Origin of the sequence: Acinetobacter sp. AOR43_HL (genome assembly GCF_027854635.1) — a bacterium.
GTDB classification, from domain to species: Bacteria; Pseudomonadota; Gammaproteobacteria; order Pseudomonadales; family Moraxellaceae; genus Acinetobacter; species Acinetobacter pittii.
In genome coordinates, this window is record NZ_JAKTHX010000032.1 from 17,722 (window position 1) to 40,040 (window position 22,319).

22 protein-coding genes and 2 pseudogenes are annotated in these 22,319 nt (G+C 39.9%); 8 read left to right on the plus strand and 16 right to left on the minus strand.

Going from position 1 to position 22,319, the window contains the following annotated elements:
* Nucleotides 1-13 precede the first annotated feature (13 nt).
* The gene (locus MKL33_RS15260) at nucleotides 14-1,423 is read right to left on the minus strand and encodes an FAD-binding oxidoreductase (RefSeq protein ID WP_002116692.1); all 1,410 of its coding nucleotides are present in this window, start codon (nucleotides 1,421-1,423) and stop codon (nucleotides 14-16) included.
* Nucleotides 1,424-1,801: 378 nt separating this feature from the next.
* Here MKL33_RS15260 and serA point away from each other — a divergent pair, with 378 nt between their 5' ends.
* The 3 genes from serA to MKL33_RS15275 all read left to right on the plus strand — a co-directional run bounded on the left by serA (nucleotide 1,802) and on the right by MKL33_RS15275 (nucleotide 4,971).
* Nucleotides 1,802-3,034, plus strand: a complete 1,233-nt coding sequence (gene serA, locus MKL33_RS15265; protein ID WP_002116919.1) for a phosphoglycerate dehydrogenase — start codon at nucleotides 1,802-1,804, stop codon at nucleotides 3,032-3,034.
* A 98-nt stretch (nucleotides 3,035-3,132) separates the two neighbouring features.
* Complete coding sequence (locus tag MKL33_RS15270; RefSeq protein WP_032036643.1) at nucleotides 3,133-4,017, plus strand: EamA family transporter; 885 nt, start codon at nucleotides 3,133-3,135, stop codon at nucleotides 4,015-4,017.
* A gap of 90 nt (nucleotides 4,018-4,107) precedes the next feature.
* A complete protein-coding gene (locus tag MKL33_RS15275) occupies nucleotides 4,108-4,971 on the plus strand; it encodes an EamA family transporter (RefSeq protein ID WP_005067148.1) in 864 nt (287 codons plus the stop codon).
* 7 nt (nucleotides 4,972-4,978) lie between these two features.
* On the opposite strand, the gene MKL33_RS15280 is transcribed toward MKL33_RS15275, so the two are convergent.
* The 3 genes from MKL33_RS15280 to truB all read right to left on the minus strand — a co-directional run bounded on the left by MKL33_RS15280 (nucleotide 4,979) and on the right by truB (nucleotide 7,335).
* A complete protein-coding gene (locus MKL33_RS15280) occupies nucleotides 4,979-5,422 on the minus strand; it encodes a hemerythrin domain-containing protein (protein WP_001019905.1) in 444 nt (147 codons plus the stop codon).
* A 211-nt stretch (nucleotides 5,423-5,633) separates the two neighbouring features.
* On the minus strand, nucleotides 5,634-6,410 hold the full coding sequence (locus MKL33_RS15285) for a sulfite exporter TauE/SafE family protein (RefSeq protein WP_000525218.1): 777 nt from the start codon (nucleotides 6,408-6,410) through the stop codon (nucleotides 5,634-5,636).
* A 19-nt stretch (nucleotides 6,411-6,429) separates the two neighbouring features.
* Nucleotides 6,430-7,335 carry a tRNA pseudouridine(55) synthase TruB gene (gene truB, locus MKL33_RS15290; protein WP_086355293.1) on the minus strand — a complete coding sequence of 302 codons (906 nt, stop codon included), beginning with the start codon at nucleotides 7,333-7,335 and terminating at the stop codon, nucleotides 6,430-6,432.
* A 153-nt stretch (nucleotides 7,336-7,488) separates the two neighbouring features.
* Between truB and MKL33_RS15295 the strand changes: the two genes are divergently transcribed.
* Nucleotides 7,489-8,520, plus strand: a complete 1,032-nt coding sequence (locus MKL33_RS15295) for a lipase secretion chaperone (protein ID WP_086394124.1) — start codon at nucleotides 7,489-7,491, stop codon at nucleotides 8,518-8,520.
* A gap of 115 nt (nucleotides 8,521-8,635) precedes the next feature.
* Nucleotides 8,636-9,577 (plus strand): lipase family alpha/beta hydrolase, encoded by a 942-nt coding sequence (locus MKL33_RS15300; protein WP_080591800.1) that lies wholly within the window; start codon nucleotides 8,636-8,638, stop codon nucleotides 9,575-9,577.
* 52 nt (nucleotides 9,578-9,629) lie between these two features.
* On the opposite strand, the gene rplS is transcribed toward MKL33_RS15300, so the two are convergent.
* The 12 genes and pseudogenes from rplS to ispH all read right to left on the minus strand — a co-directional run bounded on the left by rplS (nucleotide 9,630) and on the right by ispH (nucleotide 21,013).
* Nucleotides 9,630-9,998 (minus strand): 50S ribosomal protein L19, encoded by a 369-nt coding sequence (rplS, locus tag MKL33_RS15305; RefSeq protein WP_002116654.1) that lies wholly within the window; start codon nucleotides 9,996-9,998, stop codon nucleotides 9,630-9,632.
* Nucleotides 9,999-10,217: 219 nt separating this feature from the next.
* Nucleotides 10,218-10,973, minus strand: coding sequence for a tRNA (guanosine(37)-N1)-methyltransferase TrmD (gene trmD / locus MKL33_RS15310; protein ID WP_086399354.1), 756 nt, complete (start codon nucleotides 10,971-10,973; stop codon nucleotides 10,218-10,220).
* 42 nt (nucleotides 10,974-11,015) lie between these two features.
* Nucleotides 11,016-11,564 carry a ribosome maturation factor RimM gene (gene rimM, locus MKL33_RS15315; RefSeq protein WP_002116736.1) on the minus strand — a complete coding sequence of 183 codons (549 nt, stop codon included), beginning with the start codon at nucleotides 11,562-11,564 and terminating at the stop codon, nucleotides 11,016-11,018.
* A gap of 20 nt (nucleotides 11,565-11,584) precedes the next feature.
* Complete coding sequence (gene rpsP, locus MKL33_RS15320) at nucleotides 11,585-11,836, minus strand: 30S ribosomal protein S16 (protein ID WP_000260334.1); 252 nt, start codon at nucleotides 11,834-11,836, stop codon at nucleotides 11,585-11,587.
* 147 nt (nucleotides 11,837-11,983) lie between these two features.
* Nucleotides 11,984-12,409: a type IV pilin protein gene (locus MKL33_RS15325; protein ID WP_014207809.1), complete on the minus strand. Its 426-nt coding sequence runs from the start codon at nucleotides 12,407-12,409 to the stop codon at nucleotides 11,984-11,986.
* The gene (locus tag MKL33_RS15330) at nucleotides 12,406-12,888 is read right to left on the minus strand and encodes a type IV pilin protein (protein ID WP_086399355.1); all 483 of its coding nucleotides are present in this window, start codon (nucleotides 12,886-12,888) and stop codon (nucleotides 12,406-12,408) included. The genes MKL33_RS15325 and MKL33_RS15330 overlap by 4 nt, the downstream gene beginning before the upstream one ends.
* A 10-nt stretch (nucleotides 12,889-12,898) precedes the next feature.
* Nucleotides 12,899-16,969: pseudogene (locus MKL33_RS15335) on the minus strand (pilus assembly protein); the annotation flags it as partial.
* 89 nt (nucleotides 16,970-17,058) lie between these two features.
* Nucleotides 17,059-17,868, minus strand: a complete 810-nt coding sequence (locus MKL33_RS15340; RefSeq protein ID WP_068526925.1) for a PilX N-terminal domain-containing pilus assembly protein — start codon at nucleotides 17,866-17,868, stop codon at nucleotides 17,059-17,061.
* Nucleotides 17,865-18,866 carry a PilW family protein gene (locus tag MKL33_RS15345; protein ID WP_069037138.1) on the minus strand — a complete coding sequence of 334 codons (1,002 nt, stop codon included), beginning with the start codon at nucleotides 18,864-18,866 and terminating at the stop codon, nucleotides 17,865-17,867. Before MKL33_RS15345 ends, MKL33_RS15340 begins: the two co-directional genes overlap by 4 nt.
* Entirely contained in the window at nucleotides 18,866-19,426 is a 561-nt protein-coding gene (gene pilV / locus MKL33_RS15350) for a type IV pilus modification protein PilV (protein ID WP_081313918.1), read from the minus strand. Before pilV ends, MKL33_RS15345 begins: the two co-directional genes overlap by 1 nt.
* Nucleotides 19,420-19,893, minus strand: a complete 474-nt coding sequence (locus tag MKL33_RS15355) for a pilus assembly FimT family protein (protein WP_069037140.1) — start codon at nucleotides 19,891-19,893, stop codon at nucleotides 19,420-19,422. The genes pilV and MKL33_RS15355 overlap by 7 nt, the downstream gene beginning before the upstream one ends.
* A gap of 169 nt (nucleotides 19,894-20,062) precedes the next feature.
* Entirely contained in the window at nucleotides 20,063-21,013 is a 951-nt protein-coding gene (gene ispH / locus MKL33_RS15360) for a 4-hydroxy-3-methylbut-2-enyl diphosphate reductase (protein WP_002116992.1), read from the minus strand.
* 122 nt (nucleotides 21,014-21,135) lie between these two features.
* On the opposite strand from ispH, the gene gmk reads away from it, so the two are divergent.
* The 3 genes and pseudogenes from gmk (at nucleotide 21,136) to MKL33_RS15375 (ending at nucleotide 22,310) form a co-directional block, all read left to right on the plus strand.
* Nucleotides 21,136-21,765 (plus strand): guanylate kinase, encoded by a 630-nt coding sequence (gene gmk, locus MKL33_RS15365; RefSeq protein ID WP_005804544.1) that lies wholly within the window; start codon nucleotides 21,136-21,138, stop codon nucleotides 21,763-21,765.
* A gap of 72 nt (nucleotides 21,766-21,837) precedes the next feature.
* Entirely contained in the window at nucleotides 21,838-22,116 is a 279-nt protein-coding gene (gene rpoZ, locus MKL33_RS15370; RefSeq protein WP_002116990.1) for a DNA-directed RNA polymerase subunit omega, read from the plus strand.
* Between the two features lie 38 nt (nucleotides 22,117-22,154).
* Nucleotides 22,155-22,310: pseudogene (locus MKL33_RS15375) on the plus strand (hypothetical protein).
* Nucleotides 22,311-22,319: the final 9 nt, after the last annotated feature.

Below are 22,319 nucleotides of genomic sequence, written 5' to 3' on the forward strand. Positions count from 1 at the left end.
AAATAGATCTAATTTAAAGATCGAATAATTTACCTGGGTTCATCAAACCATTCGGGTCAAATACTTTTTTCAAAGCTTTCATATATTCAATTTCTTCAGGCGAACGTGAATATTCCAAATATGGCTTTTTCGTCATGCCTACACCATGCTCGGCAGAGATTGAACCATCGTATTTTTTCACGGTATCAAACACATATTTATTAACCACCTGACATTTCGCAAAGAACTCATCTTTGGTTAAGTTTTCAGGTTTCAAAATATTTAAGTGCAAATTACCATCACCGATATGACCGAACCAGCAAATTTCAAAATCAGGATAGTTTTCTTGAACAATTGCATCAATCTCACGAATAAATGCAGGTACGTGAGTAATTAATACTGAAATATCGTTTTTGTATGGAATAAATGGCGCGATTGATTCAGAGATATCTTCACGTAAACGCCATAAGCTTTCTACTTGGTCAAGGCTCTGGCTCATTACACCATCAAGTACCCAACCCTGCTCCATACAATGCTCAAAAATTTCCATTGCTTTATCGAGAATCGGCTCATATGGAGCTTCAAACTCAAGTAATACATAGAACGGGCATTGAGTTTCAAATGGGCGTTGTACATGTCCATGATCTAAAACTTTTTGCATTGCAAGTTCACCAAAGAACTCAAATGCAGTTAAGTCGATGTCTTTTTGGAACGCATGTAATACAGGCATTACTGCATCAAAATCAGGAACACCTAAAACTAAAACTTGTAAGTTTTGTGGTTGACGCTCAAGTTTAATTTCTGCTTCGGTCACTAAACCTAATGTGCCTTCACCGCCAATAAACAAATGCTGTAATGCATAACCAGTTGCATTTTTAACCATGCCTTTGTTTAAACGCAGGATGTCACCTTTACCAGTCACTACAGTTAAACCAAGTACCCAGTTACGTGTCATGCCATATTTAATAACTTTAATACCACCAGCATTGGTACCAATATTACCGCCAATCTGACTAGAACCCGCTGACGCAAAGTCCACCGGATAATACATGCCTTGTTCTTCTGCATAATTCTGCAATTGCTCAGTCACAACACCAGCTTGAACACGCACCATACGGTCTGCCGGGAAGAACTCAAGAATTTGGTTCATTTTGTCCATGCTAATGACAATTTCACCATTGGTTGCTACCGCACCGGCAGAGAGACCAGTACGACCACCTGACGGTGTAATCGCAACATTAAACTGGTTCGCAAGCTTTACAACTGCCTGAACTTGTTCAGTCGTTGACGGAAAAACGATGACCGATGGGTTCGGATTAAAATGCTTGGTATGATCTTTACCCCAGTTTTCGAGACTATCAGCATCAGTTTTAATACGGTTTTCACCGACGATTGCTGTTAATTGGGTGAGTAACTCAGGTGTTAAAGCGACTGGAGCATTCATCGTTTGCAGACCTAGCAAGAAGTAAACTGTGGTGGGACTATGACCTCATAATTCTCAAGGTTCTCACCTGAGCAAAGCCATAATGTTCAAGGAACTCCTATATTCTACATGTATCCGCGCAAGCGATAAAGTTCAGAATAGAGATACTGTCACTACAAAACATGTTTAACGTAAATAAATGCTTTCTATGTGGCTTTCAGAGAAAAATCACATTTATCCCCCTACCAAGCATATTTTAAAATGCTCGACAAGCCATAAACAGAAGTGATTAGACATAGATAAAATTGCCATAAGGCGATGGTATAAACGAAATATCTATAGCACCGCCCAGTATGTTATTATACCGCCACCAAATTTGGCCTTTGTAGCGGAGCCGTAATGAGCCAACATCTTTCACTACCTAAAGATAAAATCCGTTTCCTTTTGTTAGAAGGCGTTCATCAAAACGCAGTCGATACTCTAAACGCTGCGGGTTACACCAATATTGACTATCGTAAAACTGCTCTTGAAGGCGAAGCGCTTAAAGAAGCAATTAAAGATGCTCACTTTATTGGTATTCGTTCGCGTACCCAATTGACTGAAGAAGTTTTCGAAGCTGCAAACAAATTGATCGCAGTAGGTTGTTTCTGTATCGGAACAAACCAAGTTGATCTTAAAGCAGCAATGGCACGTGGTATTCCTGTATTCAACGCACCGTATTCAAATACGCGTTCGGTTGCAGAGCTTGTACTTGCTGAAACGATTCTTCTTCTTCGCCGTGTTCCTGAAAAATCGGCGGCTTGTCATCGTGGTGGTTGGGACAAGTCTGCTGTCGGTTCTTTTGAAACTCGTGGCAAAACTTTAGGTATTGTGGGTTACGGTTCCATCGGTTCTCAACTTTCAGTTCTTGCTGAAAGTATGGGTATGCATGTTATTTATTATGATGCAGTAACCAAATTACCAATGGGTAATGCTCGCCAAGTTGGTTCTTTAGATGAACTTTTAGCAACTGCAGATGTTGTAACGTTGCATGTGCCAGATGTTCCGTCTACACGTAACTTCTTCACTAAAGAACAATTTGCGAAAATGAAAGAAGGCGCGATCTTCTTAAATGCTGCACGTGGTACATGTGTAGTGATTGAAGATTTAGCTGATGCAATCAAGTCTGGTCATATTGCTGGAGCAGCGGTTGACGTATTCCCGAAAGAACCTAAAGCAAATGGTGAAGAATTCCAGTCTCCACTTCGCGGCCTAGACAACGTGATTTTAACTCCTCACGTTGGTGGTTCAACCATGGAAGCTCAAGCAAACATTGGTTTAGAAGTTGCAGAGAAATTTGTTGCTTACTCTGACAAAGGTATGACACTTTCTGCGGTGAACTTCCCGGAAATCGCATTACCATTGACAGCTGGTCAACACCGTTTATTGCACATCCACAAAAACGTGCCAGGTGTATTGTCTAAAATCAACAACTTGTTTGCTGAACAAGGCATCAACATTTCTGGTCAGTCACTTATGACTAAAGGTGACATCGGTTACCTCGTAATGGATGTTGACGCTTCTGCTTCTCAAGAAGCTTTAGATATGTTGCATGAAGTTGAAGGTACAATTCGCGTGCGCGTATTGTTCTAATGCGAACTGCAAATTCAAAAGCCACAGCATTGTCTGTGGCTTTTTTATGGGCATTTACATTATCATGTGAAAAGTATACCAATTGATCAAATAATAAAATGTCCACTTTAAACCAGAAATCTCAGCTGCATGCTTTGGGCTTTCTTATTCTTGCTATGTTAAGCGTTCAAAGTAGCGCATCTTTAGCTAAAATTTTATTTCAGAACTTCCCTGTACTGACTGTTTCTGCAATGCGCCTATGTTTAGGTGCAATTATTCTTGCGATTATTTTTCAAATTTGGCGAATTAATTTTAGTCAGGTTCGATGGAAAGCAATTTTAGCTTATGGATTTGCGCTTGCAGGCATGAACGCCTTATTTTATCTGTCGATCGAACGCTTACCGATTGGGATCGCGGTTGCTTTTGAATTTATTGGCCCTTTAAGTGTAGCGTTATACCACGCACGCCAAAAATATGATTTTGTTTGGGTCAGCTTCGCAATTATTGGGCTGATTTTACTTTTCCCTTTTAATCAGGCACATAGTCTAGATTGGATCGGCGTCTTATTTGCAATTAGTGCAGGGGCTTGTTGGGCGCTTTATATTATTGCTGGGCAAAAACCTTCTGGTATTTCAGGTAATCATACGGTGTGCTTGGGAATGAGTGTAGGTGCATGCATCTTATTACCCATTACCTTTTTTTCAGGCTCGATTGGTCAAGTGATTGAACTTCCCTATCTTTTTTATTTTATTGGTTTGGCTATTTTAGCCAGTGCTCTCCCATTCTCTTTAGAAATGTTAGCACTGCGCAATTTGACACCTTTAAGCTTTGGAACATTGATGAGCCTAGAGCCCGCAGTTGCAGCACTATCTGGATTTATCTTCTTGGGTGAATATCTTTTATGGAATCAATGGCTAGCACTTGCAACCATTATCACTGCCTCTGTTGGTTGTACCGTAACCACCCAAAAAGCTCGCCAAGAACGTGAAAAAGCAGCAAGTTAATTTAATAAAATCTGCCAGCTAAAACATAGTATTCGTTATAATTATCCACCATTATTTTTAGACATCAGATGAAGCGCTAGAGTATTTTCCATGCAAAATCTTCCAATTATTGCTGTGCTGTATATGATTTTGTCGATGGTCTCATATCAAATCAGCGCTTCATTTGCTAAGCAGCTCATTGCAACATTAGACCCTCTCACCGTTACAGTTTTAAGGCTGAGTTTTGCAACGGTTATTGTCGCAATTATGTTCCGATCTTGGAAAATCTGGTCACGCTTACCCTATTTAAAATGGCGTGATTTATTGATGTACTGCGCATCTTTAGGGTTAATGAATATCCTATTTTATACATCACTTGGAAAATTACCCCAAGGTATTGCTGTTGGATTAGAGTTTATTGGTCCATTAGGTCTTGCGCTTCTTTCTATCAAACAAAAGAGCGACTACATTTGGGTAGCACTTGCCATGTTAGGCATTGCACTCATGGTACCTTGGCAAAACCCTATTCAACACCATTTCTCGTATGTAGGCGCAGCATGTGCACTAGGTGCCGGACTTTGCTGGGCTTTCTATATCTATTTCGGTCATAAAGTTGTGACCCAAAATATCGGGATGCACGCATTAACGATTGGGATCGGTGTATCTGCACTTGCCTTATTGCCAATTGGAATCTGGCACAATGCTCCTGCATTACTTGAAACACAGTACTGGGGTAAAGCCTTACTTATTGCGGTATTAGCGACTGCAATTCCATATGCACTCGATTTAATGGCTCTCAAACAACTCAATAAATTAACTTACGGGACTCTAACGAGTTTAGCACCAGCATTGGCAGCATTAACGGGTTTCTTATTGCTTCACGAAGAAATCAGCATGCTGCAATGGGTGGCTTTGGCTTGCGTAATGCTGGCCTCTATTGGTGTTACTTTAAGAAGTACTAAAAAGGCTGCATAGGTTTACTCTACTGCTGCTTTTTATACTTTTTATATTCCTTTAAATATTTATTGCCGAGTGTCTCTTTTTCGCTGTCTTTAAGAATTTTTCCAGCTTGCTGAAAAAACTTATGCTCTTCTTCTTTTAAATGATGATGGACTTTTTCACTCAACTGTTTGGCGGTTGCTAACCAGCTCGGGCTACTCATATCGGTTTTTTCAAGTTGTTCGACCAACTCATCCATTTCATGATGTTCAGATAAAGCATGTCTCGTAATATCTAAACCGACATCATCAAACATTAAAGGAATATAGAGGTAACGATCTTCAGCAACTGAATGGGCATAAAGTTCATTTTTTAATGCATCAAATAATTCTTTTCGTTCTTCGGTTAAACCATGTGTCTGAATGAGTTGTTCAGAAAGATTACGTTGATTTTCATGGCTTTCTCTTAATGCTTCGAAAATATTCATTCTCTTCCTCATTTTTTAGCTAAAAAATCTTTTTTATTTCAAGGTTTATCATACGTTGAAATTTATAATGTTTAAGTAGCTTAAAATAAGACTATTTTTTACACAGTTTTCTTTCTAGTAAATTTCTGTAATGATTTTTATATTTCTAACTGTAAATGATACACAAAAGTATGAACTGCATTTTTGAGACAGCTCATACTTTCAATCTTATTTAACCCGTAACAAACATTTGATAGCCCAAACGGCAAATCAGGATACTTACCAAAATTAAAAAGATAATTCGCACAAAACCACTGCCATATTTAAGTGCAGTACGCACCCCAACAATAGAACCTAGCACGTTAGCCGCCGCCATCATTAAACCAATATGCAAAATAGCGTGACCAGTCGGGATGAGGAAACTCAGCGCAGCTAAGTTAGTCATAAAATTACCGATTTTTGACAAAGCTGAAGCATGCAAGAAATCAACTTGTAAAAAACGGATAAAGAAGAAAATAAAGAAACTACCTGTACCTGGCCCAAAAATACCGTCGTAAAAACCAATCGCCAAACTACCGATACCAGCTAAAATTAACATTTTCGTGGTAATTTTTTGCTCGGTATGAACTTGACCGAAGTTCTTTTTAACTAGGGTATAAATCGCAATCACAATCAACATTACGAAAACGAAAGGACGCAATACCGATTGAGGAATAAGTGATAAGCATGCCGCGCCAGCAAAAGAACTAATCAAGGCACAAATGGCAATAACGGCTAAAAGCTTCCATTGCAACTTTACTTTTTTAGCAAATGTATAAGCCGCCGATGCAGTACCAAAAATGGATGAGACTTTATTGGTACCAATCACCGTAGCAGTCGACATGTTAGGAAAAGTACTCATGATCCCGGGAATCTGGATGAGTCCACCGCCGCCTACAGCAGCATCAATTGCTCCTGCAGTAAACGCAAAAAAGATCAAACTAAGGATAACGTCCCATTCCATGCCCATGCTTTATACTCTACATCTACTACAAATTTAAGATACGCTTAGGTACCAACCGTTTTTTATCGGTAATCTCAGCTAAGCCTAAACAGCGCTCACCCGAAAAAACTAAAACTTCTGCTTCTGCAGAATGCTCAATATTGCTTTCTAAACCGTTGCAAAAATATTTTTCACGCCCTTCAGGCACCTGAATTTTCAGGAAATGCTCAACCGGAGCATAAACTGGAAGTAACAATGCTTCTCTTTGCTCTTCTGTTAAACTTTCCAGATATTCAATGGTATAACTCGGAATAAGCTCAAAATGTCCTGTTTGAGTCCGGTTTAGCATCGTTAAATGCCCACCACAACCAAGTGCTTCACCAATATCTTCACCTAATACACGGATGTAAGTCCCTTTAGAACAGGTTACATCCAGAGTGATACTATTTTCGGTAAATTCAATAAGCTCTAAAGCATAAATCGTGACTGGACGCGCTTCACGCTCAATCTCTATACCTTTTCTTGCCAACTCATATAACGGCTTACCTTCTTTTTTCAAAGCCGAATACATGGGTGGAACTTGTTGAATATCACCTCTAAATTTTTCTAAGGTTTGTTCAATAAGTTCTTGGCTAAGCACAGGAATAGGACGCTCTTGTAAAATCTCCCCTTCCACATCACCTGTTGTTGTGGTCTGTCCCAATCGAACAGTGGTTTGATAACGCTTTGTTGAGTCCAGCAAATAATGTGAGAACTTGGTTGCCTCTCCCAAACAAATCGGGAGCAAACCTGTCGCCAAGGGGTCTAACGCTCCAGTATGGCCTGCTTTTTGGGCGCGATATAACCAACGCACTTTTTGCAAAGCCGCATTTGAACTTAAGCCTAATGGTTTATTTAATAGAAATACACCACTGATATGGCGACGAGAAATTTTTTGATTTTTTGTCGTCATTTTTACTGGAACACAAAGCTAGAAAAAAGTGCCGACATGTTAGCAAATTCGGCAAGATATTTTCACAATATTTAGGTGCCTTTTCACTTATTTTATGGCACATTAATGATCGAGTAAAAAAACAACAAATTAAAACTTAAGGAAGATATCTTTATGCAAGGGATGCAGAAGAAGGTATTGTGGTGCGTGCTCGGTTTTTTTATTTTGAGCCTCATTGCATGTGTCTATTGGTTAAAGCCTGACTCAAAAAACACATTAGCCCAAGTCAGTGAAACCACAGCTCAAAATTTATCATCGGCTCAACCCACAAATCATTCATCGCTAAATGCAGATGCTTACCATAGTAAAAGTCAGCAAGATACTGAAGTTAACTGTCAGTTAAAAATTGATAGTTCCCAACATTTGGTTGTTAACAGTCAAACTCGTGACTGCTTTGAATATTTTATTACTCAATATGGAGAAAATGATTTAGAGCAAATTAAAAATCACTTTGGACAATTTATTCAGGGGAAATATTTAGAGCCAGCTCGCTCACAGATTCTGGATTTATGGACCCGCTACTTAAAATACCGTGAACAGCTTGCTCAAATCCAAACGCCTCCATCAAAACAACAAGATAAAAATTATTTTCAAAAGATCTTTAATTCAATTCAAGATCTAAGAAAACGTTTCTTTTCGTCCGCTGAAATTGATGGACTCTTCTCAACCGAAGATATCTATCAGAACTACACGCTAGATCGTATGCAAATACTTGAGGACTCTTCTTTAAGCGAAATTGAAAAGGCGCAAAAGCTTAAAGAACGCTTTGAACAACTACCAGAAGACTGGCAACAGAACCTACAAGAGCTCTCTAAACTTGATGACTTACATGCACTGACCAAACAAATTAAAGCGCGCAATGGTTCAGCAGAAGAACTTAGAAAAATGCGTACAGCACTTGTTGGAGCCGAGGCGACTCAACGATTAGAAACTTTAGATACACAGCGTAGTGCTTGGCAGCAAAGGGTCACAAGTTACTTGAGTGGACGAGATGAAATTATTAAAAGCAATATGAGCGATAGTGCTAAAAACCAAGCCATACAACAATTACGCCAACAACAATTTAACTCATCACAAGAACAATTAAGACTTCGAACTTTTGAAACGGTCCATGATCAGGGAGGTGAACTGCCATTTAATTATTAAGCCTTTTCTTTTAGGAACTGGCTAAACAAGCACTAGCAGTAAGAAGCTGCTTTTCATACAAAATAAAAATAGTGAGTAAAAAATGAAAAGGAAGTTAACGTTTTTTTGCGCTGCAATGCTCTCAGGATTGAGTGTTTCAGCGGCCCATGCCACAAATGCTGAACAAGTTAAAAACTCGTTCGTCTATTCATCTTATGCACAAACCAAATATCCACTGGTTTTTAACCACGGTATGGCAGGTTTTAACCGAGTTGGGACAGATACACTTGGTCTCGATTACTGGTACCAAATTCTTCCTGATCTGGCACGTAATGGAGGAAATGTCTGGGCAACCAGAGTGTCACCTTTTAACTCAACAGAAGTGCGTGGTGAACAACTTGCCCAGCAAGTAGAAGAGATTATTGCCATTACTGGTAAGCCTAAAGTCAACTTGATCGGTCATAGCCATGGGGGCCCGACAATTCGCTATGTGGCCGGTATCATGCCAGAGAAAGTTGCCTCACTCACCACGATCGGTGCACCTCACAAGGGATCACCAATGGCAGATGTGATCCTGAACGTTGAGGGTACTCCTCTGTCTGGACTGGCAACGTTAGTAAACTGGTTTTCAGCAGCCATTACTTGGGCAGGAGGCCTAGACCCAACAAGCTATCCGCATGACTCTTTAGCAGGTGCTCATAGCTTATCAACTCAAGGTTCAGCTCAATTTAATGCTCAATTCCCTATGGGTGTACCAACTACTTCTTGTGGTGAAGGGACATACCAAGAGAAAGGTATTTATATGTATTCTTTCTCGGGGAATAAAGCGCTGACCAACCCATTAGATCCATTTGATATTGCGCTTACAGGCAGTAGTTTAGTAGTCGATCCATTTGGTGATAATGATGGACTTGTTTCCCGATGCAGTGCCAAATTTGGTAAAACAATTCGTGATGATTACAACTGGAATCATTTAGATGAAGTGAACCAAGTACTTGGTATACGTTCTATTTTCGCTTCCGATCCTGTATCAGTTTATCGTCAACACGCAAACCGTTTGAAACTTCAAGGACTATAGTTTTTAAACAAAAAAATGCGCCAAAAGGCGCATTTTTTTACTCGCTATAAGCTTACGCTTTACGAGCTGGTAATTTTTCACGAATACGTGCAGCTTTACCAGACAAGTCACGAAGATAGTAAAGTTTAGCACGACGAACGTCACCACGACGTTTCACTTCGATTTTAGCAACAACTGGTGAGTGAGTTTGGAATACACGCTCAACACCAACACCGCTAGAAATTTTACGTACTGTGAACGCAGAGTTCAAACCACGGTTTTTCTTAGCGATTACAACACCTTCAAATGCTTGAAGACGTTCACGATCACCCTCTTTTACTTTTACTTGAACGATGACAGTGTCACCAGGAGCAAAAGCAGGGATATCAGATTTTAACTGTGCATTTTCAACAGCTTGAACTAAAGGATGTTTACCACTCATTGTGGGAATCTCCAATATGTGCGGAGTCAGAAGAGGTCTGAATTTCCGCTGGGGATAGAGGCTAAAGCGCATATCAACCCGTTTATCTTTCCCTTTACGACAATATGTCTATAAAGAGCCTATAAATTTACATAAAACTATTCATTAAATAGTTTTATGCTTTAACTCGAAGCATTGCTTCTCGTCTTGTTGCAGAACTTTCGTTCTTGAGAATAACGATTAAGAGTTACCGTTATTCACTTGCATATCTTTTAGCCATTTCTTTTGCTGCTTAGTCAACTCAACCTTTTCGACCAACTCAGGTCGACGCTCTAGAGTTCGTTGATATCGCTGCAAAAAGCGCCATTTTTCAATGTTGCCATGATGTCCAGATTTTAATACCTCTGGCACATCCAGCCCTTCAAAATGGTCAGGCTTTGTATATTGCGGACAATCTAAAAGACCATCAACAAAAGAATCTTGTACTGCTGATTGTTCATCTGACATTACATTCGGCAAACGGCGAATAATACTGTCAAGTAACACCATAGCGGGCAGTTCACCACCAGATAGAACATAATCACCAATTGACCATTCTTGATCAACATAATGCTGGATCAAACGTTCATCTACCCCCTCATAACGTCCACACAGTACAATTAAGCCGTCATAATCAACAAACTGCTGTACTGCCTGTTCATTTAAGGTTTTGCCTTGTGGGGACATATACACCACAGGAACATGAACACGTCCTGCTTGTAAGGCAAGCTGTTTGGCATGTGCAATTGCTTTCGCCAAAGGCTCAGCCATCATCACCATACCTGGGCCACCACCAAATGGACGTTCATCCACTCTTCTGTAGTTTCCCTCAGCAAAATCACGAGGATTAATACAAGTGACTTGTACAATATCTCGTTTTGCCGCACGTCCGCTGATGCCGTAGGCTGTAATCGCTTCAAACATTTCAGGAAAAAGCGTAATGACTGCAAAAAACATCACAGACTCCTCTATTTTCCTGCTGTATTAATCCTAAAAGGATTAATAATCTACGCCCCAATTGACGTAAATACGACCAGCTTCAAGATCAACACGTTGTACTACATCTTTATGCCAAGGAATCATGCGCTCTTCTGAATCAATGCTGTCTGGGGTAGCATGCACCACCATCACATCATTAGCTCCAGTTTCAAACAACTCATGAATTTTCCCTAAGTTTACTTCCTGTTCTTCTTCATCAAGACCTAACACGGTTAAGCCCTTTAAATCTGACCAGTAGTATTCATCTACATCTGCTTTTGGCAGTTGAGACTTAGCAATCCAGATATTAGCGCCAACCAAGCTTTCCGCCCCAGTGCGATCACTCACACCTTTCAACGCAACAACTAGGCCTTTGCCATGTGGTTTCCAACGTTTTACATCTATTGTTTGCCAACCGGCCTTGGTCTCAATGTACCAAGGCAGGTAGTCAAACATGTTGCTCATAGGTTCTGTATTTGAATACACCCAGAGCCACCCATTCAATCCATAAGCTGAACGTAACTGTCCAATCTGAATACGATCTTCGGGAACATTCTGTGTTGATGTCATGGGCTACCTACTACAAAAAATTATGCAGTAGCTTTTTTAGCTTGAGCAGCTAAAGAAGCAACACGTTCAGAAGGTTGAGCACCTTGAGAAACCCAGTGAGCAAAACGGTCTGCATCTAAACGAAGTTTTTCTGCTTGACCTTGTGCAGTCGGGTTAAAGAAACCGATACGCTCGATAAAACGACCATCACGTGCATTGCGGCTGTCAGTCACAACGATTTGATAGAATGGACGTTTTTTTGCGCCGCCACGTGCTAAACGAATAACAACCATGATAAAAGCCTTATAATTCTTACGGATTATCCCTGCACCGACCATCGGCAACACTTCAAACCCCTTTCATAGAGGGCGACATTCTACGTGATTTTCGCCCTGAAAGAAAGATTATTTTTTGAGTTATCCGCAGTTTTGAATTTAAAATTACTGTAGCCAATTTGATGTGGCAGATAACGCACAATCAGTTGCACCTTTTGCCCAGAATTTTTGCCCTTGATCATTAAGACAAATGATCCCATCACCAGCTTGAGAACTAGTAGCAATAGGTGTAGCAGTTAACACCCAGCTTGAATCAGTTATGCTAGAAAAAGCTAAGTTATATAAGGCTTGGCCTTGTTGAGGACTGACACTAGAACCATAAATCGAAGTAATCGTCGCATTCGACGGATAACGATTGTGAACTACTTTTTCTGATTCTAATGTTTGGGCAATATTCATCATTTCAGACTGAACAGCTGTACGATGCCCTTTGCGTAAATACTGCAAATACGAAGGTGTCGCTATAGCTGCTAAAATTGCAATTATTGCTACTACAATCATGAGTTCTATTAAGGTAAAACCATTCTTCATTGCCAATTCTCACTATTTGTTTCACATACATTGCAAGTGACTGTTCCACCACAGTCATTATCAACAGCTGTAGCTGTTAAACTTTGGCAGCGCAAACCTGAATTCTTAGCAATAAAATTAAAGTTTCTTGAATCTGTAGTTGTCGCTTTAATGACCCATGTTTGCCCATTTGCAGCAGCATTCGTCAATAAATTTCCTGTCGTCGTATCATCACTAATTTCAATCGTATAACCACCCCGTGGCAAAGTTACAGATGTGGTGGTAAATCCTCTATAGGTAAAGTTCTTGGATTTATGCCGTTCCAACTGTTCTGCCAATTTTAGAATTTCACCTTTAGCAGCAGAAGCCGTCGCTCTACGGCTATAACTTTGATATGAAGGGATAGCAATCGAAGCAAAAATAGCGACAATCACGATGACAACCATGAGCTCAATCAAGGTAACCCCCTGATTAAACCGCAGAACATAATATTTATTCATCAGTCATCCCTTAACGATAACGCTCATACCAACGCGTAGGAACTAAATGACTCGTACATTGCCACTGTCCAGTCCCTTGCTCATTACCAGACAGCTTTAATTTCCCACAACTATTAGTCGCAGGTGGGTTATCCTCCGTTGGTACAAATGTTACGCCACGAATACCAGAGCCAATAACATTTTCATTACATTCAGAAACTCCTACTGGGCAGGTATTCCCCGTTTGTGTTTCAAACCCACTGTGATTCTCTTTATTTTGATCGATTGACCCATCAGAATTAAGGCACGCGCCAAATGGTAAACAGAACGTCTGCTGGTCAGTTTCACCTACTACACGGGGTAAACATGGGTCTGCCGCTACAATACCTGTTCCCTGTGGATCATAAACAGGCACAATTAAAGTCCCTGTAATTGCCATAGGCTCTTCAAAAGCTTTCAGTCCACCTTTAATACGGAAACTATTATTAGCTTTCTCTGTGCCATCGCTCATACTAGAAAGCGAGCGATACCAACCGTTTTGTCCCGTCCCAGTGTTTGGAAAGAAAATCTGTGCTACTCGTGTTTCCCCAGACCGTAAAATTTGTGGATTTTTTCGAAGCGTTGATCGAGTAATATCTTTCGTTTCAAGCTGGCTATCTGTTAAAAACATTAAATTCTTTTTAATAAAGTCTTTGTCGATAATTCCATAAACGTTGTTTACAGGTCTTCCGCTTAATGCTGTGCTCGGTGACATCCCCTCACGACCTGTAAGCGGATAAACATCTAAAGGTGTACTACGGTCACCTGAAGCAATACCGACAGTAATAAAAGTGCGGATTCCATAATCATGAATTGTCACTGTTGGCGGTTCATAAAAACGCGGCGCATTCCCAGCGGTATAGTCGTTCGAGGCATCATAAGTTGAGTCATTCGTTGCTAAATTGGCTAATCGAACAACTCGAATACCGAAACTGCTATAAGTTGAATTTGTTTTTGTCTGGTTATTATTAAGATCGATACGGAAAATTTGTCCGCCTAAATCGCCAAAGTATAAATGGTCTACCAAACCATCAGCATCTCGATCCAAGGTACTAATGCGACTAACAATACTGTGCTTCATATTAGAGTTATCTATATTAGAGCCTGTATCACTAGTCCACCATAAGCGCTCTCCAGTTTTAGCATCAATAATATAAACAGCATTCCCTTTTGCTTTTCCATTCGTAAAGCAAGAGTTACTCAAGGTAATATTCGGGTTTTCATAACATTGGTCGTAGCCACCACCAACAATCATGACCCGTTTAATCACCCCGTTATAACGTATATTTGCAAGTACAGGTTTAGACCAACTCTGCCCCATACGACTATAATCAGTTTGGTCTGCTCCTACTCTAAAGAGGAGCTTAGGTGAAGCAGGATTTAAGACATTTAAGCCATAATAACTGCTGCCCCCCATTCGCATACCACCATAAATATTCATTTGCTTTGCAGTTACTTTTGATACTGCTGAACTACCGCTTACCGTTGTAGTAATACTATATGCAGGGTCAGATATCCAAGCTCCATCCATACCGTGAGCAGGGGCTGAAGCATCACTTTGACCAACCACTAAAGCTTTTGATGCAACTGGATTATTTAATATATCAGCGGGAACGAAAGCCATTTGTTCTACACCAGTTGAGGCATCCACAATATGCAGACCACCTTCCATCGTTCCATAGAGAATGGATTGTTCACGCGCAGATGTTAAATTCCCATTTTCATCTAATGTTCCATTATAGGTAAGCTGTACCGGTAAAGAGTGAATACTACCGCCCATCGATAAATATGGTTCATTCGATGTAACTAATGAAGAAGGTAAAGTCGTAGCGCTAATATCAGTTGAGTAACCTAGATAATTTAATATTTTTAATTTCAAGCTAATTGGGAAAGCTTTTAAAATATCTTGTCCCGTTGATGCATTAAATTTTCCTAAAACATAACTTGCTGTATTAGCCACACTATCAAAAGGATTAGTTCCTTCTGGTGGAGTAGCTGGAATTTTTAGCAAATTAGTTCCAGAAGTTGATAGCTTCGTTAAGCTACCATCTGATGCGACGGCGGAAACATCAGTAAATAAGTTGCGGATTTTAGTTTGTACTGCGTAATAATATTTTGTGATATTTCCTTCTTCATCGCGTGTTTCATTTTGTCCAGCAATTGGTAAAGGAACTTTTGCATATGAACCGCCAAAAAAGACTTTACCTCCATCATTATAAGTAGAGCTATTCCAATAATCTTTTGTACCCGTTCTAAATGCCCCAGTTGCGTTATAAACCAACCCACCAGTATTAGCTTCAAAAGCACCAGCATTTGTTCCCGATAAAACAACATGATATTTCTTTAAATTTCCTCGCCATGTTAAGTAGGTGTTAGCCGGGTTTGGCTCAAAAGCACGTAAGTAACCATATTCCTGTAAATTTTTAGGATTTAGTGCATCATAAGGAACAGAGATCACACCTGTTGTTAACGGTGCTAAAGGTGCTGCACCCAAGTTATTAATAAATGCGATAACACTATCAGTCACACCTTGTGGTGTTTGCGTTGCAAAAAACCCTCCATTACCATAACCTGGATTAGCAATTGCGTTTGTTCCTTGATTCGGCGAACAAGCATCATCACCTGCGCGATCTGTTTGAGTTCGGGATGTCAATTTACATGCATTAACGACATCACTAGATCCTAAACTTGTAAAGTCATTACCAAAACCCACAAAAGCAGTTTGTATGGGAACATTGACAGGATTCGTCGCATTAGCAACTATGCTTTGGATTACACCACCATTAAAAAGTCTTTTCGCATAGTTACTCATACAATGCCAATCGTTAGTACTACTTAGTGCACCTGATGCAGCGCAATCAAAATTCGTACTACTCAGACTAGCATTCATAACAGAATTAAGGGTCGAATCAGTCTTATTTGTCGGCTCACCATCAGATAGAATATAAACTCCTTGACCATCACAACTTACTCGATCAGCAGCCGCTGGCAGTGGTGAGGCGTAACTAAGTAAGTCTGCTTTTTTAGAGTCAGAAATAGAACTACTAAAACCACTATACGAGTTAGCTCCTAGTTGCATTTCCTGTTTGTAATAAATAGTATTGTTTCCGTCAGTATAATAACCATCTTGAGCAAGATTAGATGGAGCCGTTCCCCCTAAAGAAACCCAACCATTAAAACGACAAGTCTGTATTTCATTACTAAAATCTGTAGCATTCAAGCTATCACATCTATAGTAAGTAGTTATAATAGGACCATATACTGGTATAGCTTCGGTACTATTACCTCGATATGGTTGAGATCTCCAAGACTCATATCTTTCATAGCAAAGCGGCGGTGCCACATTGGTTCTCAAATAAGGATAGCTGCTGCTAGGACATTGATAACTACTTATACTTCTTGTTTCTTCCTTTCTATAAACATCAACTGCAATTTGTACTGGTGCGTTAGTTGTTGTTCCCATCAAATATGCAGCTGCTTCAGCATATGCAGCGGCTGTAGGTGTTCCTCCACTTGCAGTCAGCCCCATCACAGCTGTACGTATAGCATTCCTTTGGGTTGAATTAGTAGCACCAAGAGTAGCGGCTGGTACTAATATCTTTCCTGCATTTCCTGACCCATTGACGGAATAATGACCCAATCCCACCCGGACATTTGTTAAGCTGGAGTTATTACTATCCAAAAATGCAAACATACCATCCTTTAGCCTTGATATTCGATCATAGCATTTCAAGGAATCTGTTCGAGCGCTATAACTACCATCAGCATTTTTATTAGGATTGTAACACTTGTCCTTTAATCTTTGATAATTCGACGAAGTTGAAGTCGAATAAGCCACCGAGCAGTACGTTCTGGAATATGTATACGACCCGCTCCCTCCACTATCAGTTTGCACAGTTGTACGATCTGAACACACTCCATAATCTGCATTAATTGAATTACTACTACTATTTACCCCCATTGAACCGGAGGTATCCAACATCATCACAATGGTTTTTTTACCCGCTGTAGGTGAAGCATAAATTTGTAAATCACTCGCCTGCACCACGGAGCTTGTCATTAGCCATGTAAAAGCAACCGAACTCGAACAGATGGCATACCATAAATTATTTGGCTTAAAATTCTTCAATTTTAGTTTCACGATATTCCCCGTTATGAACCTGGTGCCGTAATTTGAGTGAGTTTATTGGTATAGTTAAATTCTTGAACTTGAGTACTAAAAGGCACGTTATGATTTGCCAAACACTCCGCCAATGTTTGTTTAGCCGTTAATGCGGTATCAAAATTGTCGCTAATTTTTGCCGAACTTGTGCTTAAGCAATCGCTTTGTAAAGTCTCAATAGAGGTAGAAGCATAGGCTGGCAAAAAAGCAGTTGTAATCACTCGAATACGTTGTGTAGACAACATGCTTTTAGGTAGTTGCGTACCTTCCGAGGTGTTTGTTCCTCGTGGTAAATTTGAGCCAGGAATATCGCTAGCAGCATCTGTTGGAACACTTACAGCAACTTGGGTAACCACTGCTTGACGATTACTACCATAGTCACTTGTTAAATCGCAGAAACCCGCCACTCCGCCATCTTCAACAACCGCATTATTAGCACTTCCTGCTCGAAGTAAACTTGCGCCTCTGGTCTGAGCAAAATTTGTTGCTGTAGAAACAGGCTTATAACAAAAGTTGTATTCCGCACCAGGATTACTTTCATGCTCTTTAAGCGCGGCACCAATCACATTGGTAATATTAGTTAGGGTGGTAGGATTCATCTGCACAATGAGTTCTAAAGGTGTGTCAGATGACTGAAAATTTAATTGGCTCACTTGACTATTGGTAGCAACTTTTAAAGAAACAATAGCCACTCTTATTGCTAAAACACCTACAGAAATAACAATCAATAAAATAATAAGCACAACAATAAGGGTTGCCCCTTTTTCCTTAGATCTACTCTTATGAATTAAATGGGTCATAGACTTTCCCCCATCGCGTTGCGTAGAGCAATTGTTAAGTTATAAGTGCGGCGTAAGAATCGAGTTGTATTATCAGAAGCATGCACGGTTTGATCTAACATAAAAAAAGATTGCTCAGGATCTATTGCTTTGCTTTGGGCATTATTAGTAGAGCGCGCTAATACAGACATTTGTATTGAAAGAATTCGTGGCGGCATCACAGATGGTGTGGCATCTCGGGCAGCCTGTGCAGCAGCGCGATATTGGGGAATGGTATAATAAGCAAAATTGCCAGCCGCATTTTTTGCACCAAACAGCACATGGAAATGATCAATACGCGGCAATACAATTTGACCAGCGTCGCCTAACCCAGCAACAGTGGTCGGTTGAGCTGTGGCTACAGCAGAGGGAGTATTTGCATCACATGCAAGTGCATAATCTTGCTGGGAACTACCATTGCTATCCAGACGTAAAAAATAACGCTCTACAATTAAATCACCTGCAAGTACATTTACACCTTCACAATTGGTCATATTCGTAGGTGCAATAAATTGGATAGTCAGCTGATCACTTTGCACAGCAGCATCTGAACTGTTCTGTATATTTGAAAGACCTTTCCAGTGATTACTCACATTACTCACCGTATCCCCTGCACCACGACTAAGTAATGTGTCAGCAATATAAGTATTTGTTCCAACGTTAGGGACAAAATTAACATTGTTGTTATTGGTTGCAGTTGAGCCAGTTAATACAACACCGCCCCAAGGGGTTGTATCAGTTAATATTGGGTTGGTTACATTTCCATAATTTAGAAGGCGTATATCACGGGCAATATATTCCAAGCCAAAAATACCGCTATCTTGTATTTCAGCATTTGCTTTTTGTAGACGGCTTGATAGAAGTCCACCAATAAATAATTGAGTCGCCGCGGCTACTAAAATTAGACCTAAAGCCAATGCAACCATCAGCTCAATTAATGTAAAGCCTCGCTGCTTCCATGATACAAATGAGTGAGCCATTAATATGCCTCCATCATTAAACAGTTCGAATTATTGACATAAACGCCATTTGTACTCATACAGCTCGACACATCCGCGCTCGTGACTCCCTCATTTGTTGTAATTACCGGAGCGGTTTTTCCCCAAAAAACAAACAAACATTGCCTCTGCTGGGCCATTGTGCTTGTAACCCCTGGACAATTTGTCATTGTAATTTTCATGCCAAGTTGATCAGCATTTCTTGCTGCTTGATATGCATCAAATTGGGCAAGCTGAGAAGGTGTACAAGCTGCATTGAAACACAACGTAGGAGCTGCGGTAGTAGATGAATAATTGCTATAACTACGGACAAATGCGGGATACTGACTAGCTTGAGAACTATTTATGCGAATGTTTTCTGCTAATCCTCTCATGATCATAATCGCTTGAGATTTGCTTAATGCCTCTGAAGAAGCATCCATAGCCCGGACTTGCAAGGCAACATATCCTAAAACCCCTATCGCAATTAAAATTAAGGCAACCAACACCTCTAATAAACCCACCCCAACTTGAGCTTTTTGTTTAGAGCCCTGCATTAACATGTCTCCTCAGCTTTAAAAATTAATGTGCCAAGCTTTGTTAAAATAAGAATTTTCTTTTTATTTATTTTTGAATTACAGATAGATAAAAGTGTGTCTTGGGTGATATTGGTTATCACCCCATTCGCATTAAAAGTTAAAGTCGTCGCTGTTAACGAACTCTGCGTACCGTTAGCAGCGATATTTTTAAGCTCAAGACTGTTATTGGAATCAGCTTTCCAATTCAAGGAAGTGGGAGTATTTGAAGCTGTTGAATTCAGATTAATAGAAACGTTCTGTCGACCAAGTATGGCTTGGCTCTTTGCTTCCGATAAAGTATTTATTAGATCTCGCTGGTTTCCATCTAATCGTTTGCTTTCTAATAAATTCGACATAGATGGTGCAGCCATCATCGCGATAATAGCCATAACCGCAATCGTCACCATAAGCTCAACCAAGGTGAACCCGTCTTGCGGAATAATTCCCCTCATCCCCACACCCCAAATAAACTTTAAAATTTTTTATTTATTAATTAAATTTTACGTCTTATGTTTACAAAACAAATACAAAGCAGATAAAGGGTATAAAAAAACAGATAACTGTCATATCAACAATTATCTGTTTAACTTTTTAAAATCAGTATGTTAAATACATCACACTTTACGCTTGAGTCACATGAATACGTAATTCCTTAGGAAGGCTAAAGGTTATGTTCTCTTCACGTCCATCTAATTCTTTCGGTGCTTGAGCACCCCAATCTTGTAAACGTTGAATCACTTGTTTAATCAAAATTTCTGGCGCAGAGGCACCAGCAGTAACACCAATTTTACACGTCTCATTAAACCATGACTGCTCTAACTGATCAGCATTATCTACAAGGTAAGCGGCTTTACCCATACGCTCTGCAAGCTCACGTAATCGATTTGAGTTTGATGAGTTAGGTGAACCTACAACTAAAACCACATCACACTTTTCAGCTAAATCACGCACAGCATCTTGTCTGTTTTGAGTTGCATAGCAAATGTCATCTTTACGCGGACCCTGAATATGCGGAAATTTAGCACGCAAAGCATCAATAACTTTAGCTGTATCATCAATAGAAAGCGTCGTTTGAGTCACAAATGCAAGTTTTTCAGGATGTCGTACGGTAAGTGCAGCAACATCTTCTTCATCTTCAACCAGATAAATATCACCGCCTTTTAATTTGTCATATTGCCCCATTGTGCCTTCAACTTCTGGGTGCCCTTCATGACCAATTAAAATAGCTTCTGTCCCTTCGCGAGCATATTTAGTTACTTCAATATGTACTTTAGTCACCAATGGACAAGTTGCATCAAAAACTTTTAAGCCTCGACGCTCTGCTTCTTGCTGAACTGCTTTTGAAACACCGTGCGCACTGAAAATTACAATAGAATCATCTGGCACTTGGTCCAGCTCATCAACGAAAACAGCCCCTCTTTGGCGTAAGTCATCTACCACAAATTTATTGTGTACAACTTCATGACGTACATAAATAGGAGGATTGAAACATTCTAAAGCCCGATTGACGATTGCTATGGCTCGATCAACACCGGCACAAAAACCACGCGGATTAGCTAACACAATTTCCATAACAGCCTCAAAATTAATAAAACAGGGGAATTTCTCTTGAATATTTGCAATTAAAACTATTCAGTTTAAACGCACGGTACACTACAATAGCGAAGATATTTTATCATATCAGGAAAAATATCATGTCGGGTCTATTGTTTGTCGTTTCTGCTGCATCAGGAACGGGCAAAACATCTTTGGTAAAAGCCCTGCTTGACCGTGTGAGCAATTTACATGTTTCAGTCTCGCATACAACCCGAGGTCAACGTCCCGGTGAGTTAGATGGTGTTCACTATCACTTCACTACAAAAGATGAATTTCTAGACCAAGTCAACCATGATGGATTTATCGAATACGCTGAAGTATTTGGTAACTACTATGGCACTTCTCAAGCTACGGTAAAACAACAGCTAGCTCAAGGACACGATGTCTTACTTGAAATTGATTGGCAAGGTGCAGAACAAGTACGCAAACTTTTCCCTGAATCCAAGCAAATATTCATTTTACCCCCAACTCAATTTGATTTACGTCAGCGTTTATCTAACCGTGGCACGGACTCAGTTGAAGTCATTGAGCATCGTTTAAGCTGTGCAGTAGAAGATATGCAGCATTACACGAACTTTGATTACATCATTATCAATGATGATTTTAATAAAGCTTTACATGAGCTTGAAGCTGTCATTACAGCGAACCGTTTGGTGCTATCGCAGCAAGCAAAACGTCATCAAGCTTTAATTCAGGACTTGATTACTCCTCAACCGAAACAGGAATAACTTGAGTCTAGATCGAAAGCCTTTTATACTATTTAGTCTGTTCAAATTTACCATTCCAGAACGAGAACTTTTATGGCACGCGTCACCGTTGAAGATTGTTTAGATCATGTAGACAACCGTTTTGAGCTTGTGCTCGTTGCAAGTAAACGTGCTCGTCAATTGGCACGTCAAGGCATGGAGCCAACTGTAGAATGGGATAACGACAAACCGACTGTAGTTTCTTTGCGCGAAATCGCGGCAGGGCACGTTACGAAAGAAATTCTTAAACAACGTGAGCAAGATTACCAAACTTCTAGTCTTGATCTTGCCCTTTCTACAAACAGCTTAAATTTAGAAGGTTTTTCTTTCTAATTTACCCTGTTTCATAAAAAAACCATCGTTTTTCTGCGATGGTTTTTTATTTGGCTTTGTCCCATATTTAAACATATTGAGAAAAGCAATTATTTTCATTGAAAAAAAAATACACTTTTTCAAATGAAAAAATTGACAAGTTCCGCAATATGCTTTTCATTAAGAAGCAGATAGATTTAGTTTTTCAGCAATAGGAAAAAGGG

Excerpts from the sequence above, each read along its gene's own strand:
- truB (WP_086355293.1), bottom strand. The coding sequence starts at position 7,335 with ATGACGACAAAAAATCAAAAAATTTCTCGTCGCCATATCAGTGGTGTA.
- MKL33_RS15295 (WP_086394124.1), top strand. The coding sequence starts at position 7,489 with ATGCAAGGGATGCAGAAGAAGGTATTGTGGTGCGTGCTCGGTTTTTTT.
- gmk (WP_005804544.1), top strand. The coding sequence starts at position 21,136 with ATGTCGGGTCTATTGTTTGTCGTTTCTGCTGCATCAGGAACGGGCAAA.
- rimM (WP_002116736.1), bottom strand. The coding sequence starts at position 11,564 with ATGACATCAACACAGAATGTTCCCGAAGATCGTATTCAGATTGGACAG.
- MKL33_RS15275 (WP_005067148.1), top strand. The coding sequence starts at position 4,108 with ATGCAAAATCTTCCAATTATTGCTGTGCTGTATATGATTTTGTCGATG.
- MKL33_RS15345 (WP_069037138.1), bottom strand. The coding sequence starts at position 18,866 with ATGGCTCACTCATTTGTATCATGGAAGCAGCGAGGCTTTACATTAATT.
- MKL33_RS15325 (WP_014207809.1), bottom strand. The coding sequence starts at position 12,409 with ATGAAGAATGGTTTTACCTTAATAGAACTCATGATTGTAGTAGCAATA.
- serA (WP_002116919.1), top strand. The coding sequence starts at position 1,802 with ATGAGCCAACATCTTTCACTACCTAAAGATAAAATCCGTTTCCTTTTG.
- pilV (WP_081313918.1), bottom strand. The coding sequence starts at position 19,426 with ATGTTAATGCAGGGCTCTAAACAAAAAGCTCAAGTTGGGGTGGGTTTA.
- MKL33_RS15260 (WP_002116692.1), bottom strand. The coding sequence starts at position 1,423 with ATGAATGCTCCAGTCGCTTTAACACCTGAGTTACTCACCCAATTAACA.
- MKL33_RS15270 (WP_032036643.1), top strand. The coding sequence starts at position 3,133 with ATGTCCACTTTAAACCAGAAATCTCAGCTGCATGCTTTGGGCTTTCTT.
- MKL33_RS15280 (WP_001019905.1), bottom strand. The coding sequence starts at position 5,422 with ATGAATATTTTCGAAGCATTAAGAGAAAGCCATGAAAATCAACGTAAT.
- MKL33_RS15340 (WP_068526925.1), bottom strand. The coding sequence starts at position 17,868 with ATGACCCATTTAATTCATAAGAGTAGATCTAAGGAAAAAGGGGCAACC.
- trmD (WP_086399354.1), bottom strand. The coding sequence starts at position 10,973 with ATGTTTTTTGCAGTCATTACGCTTTTTCCTGAAATGTTTGAAGCGATT.
- rplS (WP_002116654.1), bottom strand. The coding sequence starts at position 9,998 with ATGAGTGGTAAACATCCTTTAGTTCAAGCTGTTGAAAATGCACAGTTA.
- MKL33_RS15355 (WP_069037140.1), bottom strand. The coding sequence starts at position 19,893 with ATGAGGGGAATTATTCCGCAAGACGGGTTCACCTTGGTTGAGCTTATG.
- rpsP (WP_000260334.1), bottom strand. The coding sequence starts at position 11,836 with ATGGTTGTTATTCGTTTAGCACGTGGCGGCGCAAAAAAACGTCCATTC.
- ispH (WP_002116992.1), bottom strand. The coding sequence starts at position 21,013 with ATGGAAATTGTGTTAGCTAATCCGCGTGGTTTTTGTGCCGGTGTTGAT.
- rpoZ (WP_002116990.1), top strand. The coding sequence starts at position 21,838 with ATGGCACGCGTCACCGTTGAAGATTGTTTAGATCATGTAGACAACCGT.
- MKL33_RS15330 (WP_086399355.1), bottom strand. The coding sequence starts at position 12,888 with ATGAATAAATATTATGTTCTGCGGTTTAATCAGGGGGTTACCTTGATT.
- MKL33_RS15285 (WP_000525218.1), bottom strand. The coding sequence starts at position 6,410 with ATGGGCATGGAATGGGACGTTATCCTTAGTTTGATCTTTTTTGCGTTT.
- MKL33_RS15300 (WP_080591800.1), top strand. The coding sequence starts at position 8,636 with ATGCTCTCAGGATTGAGTGTTTCAGCGGCCCATGCCACAAATGCTGAA.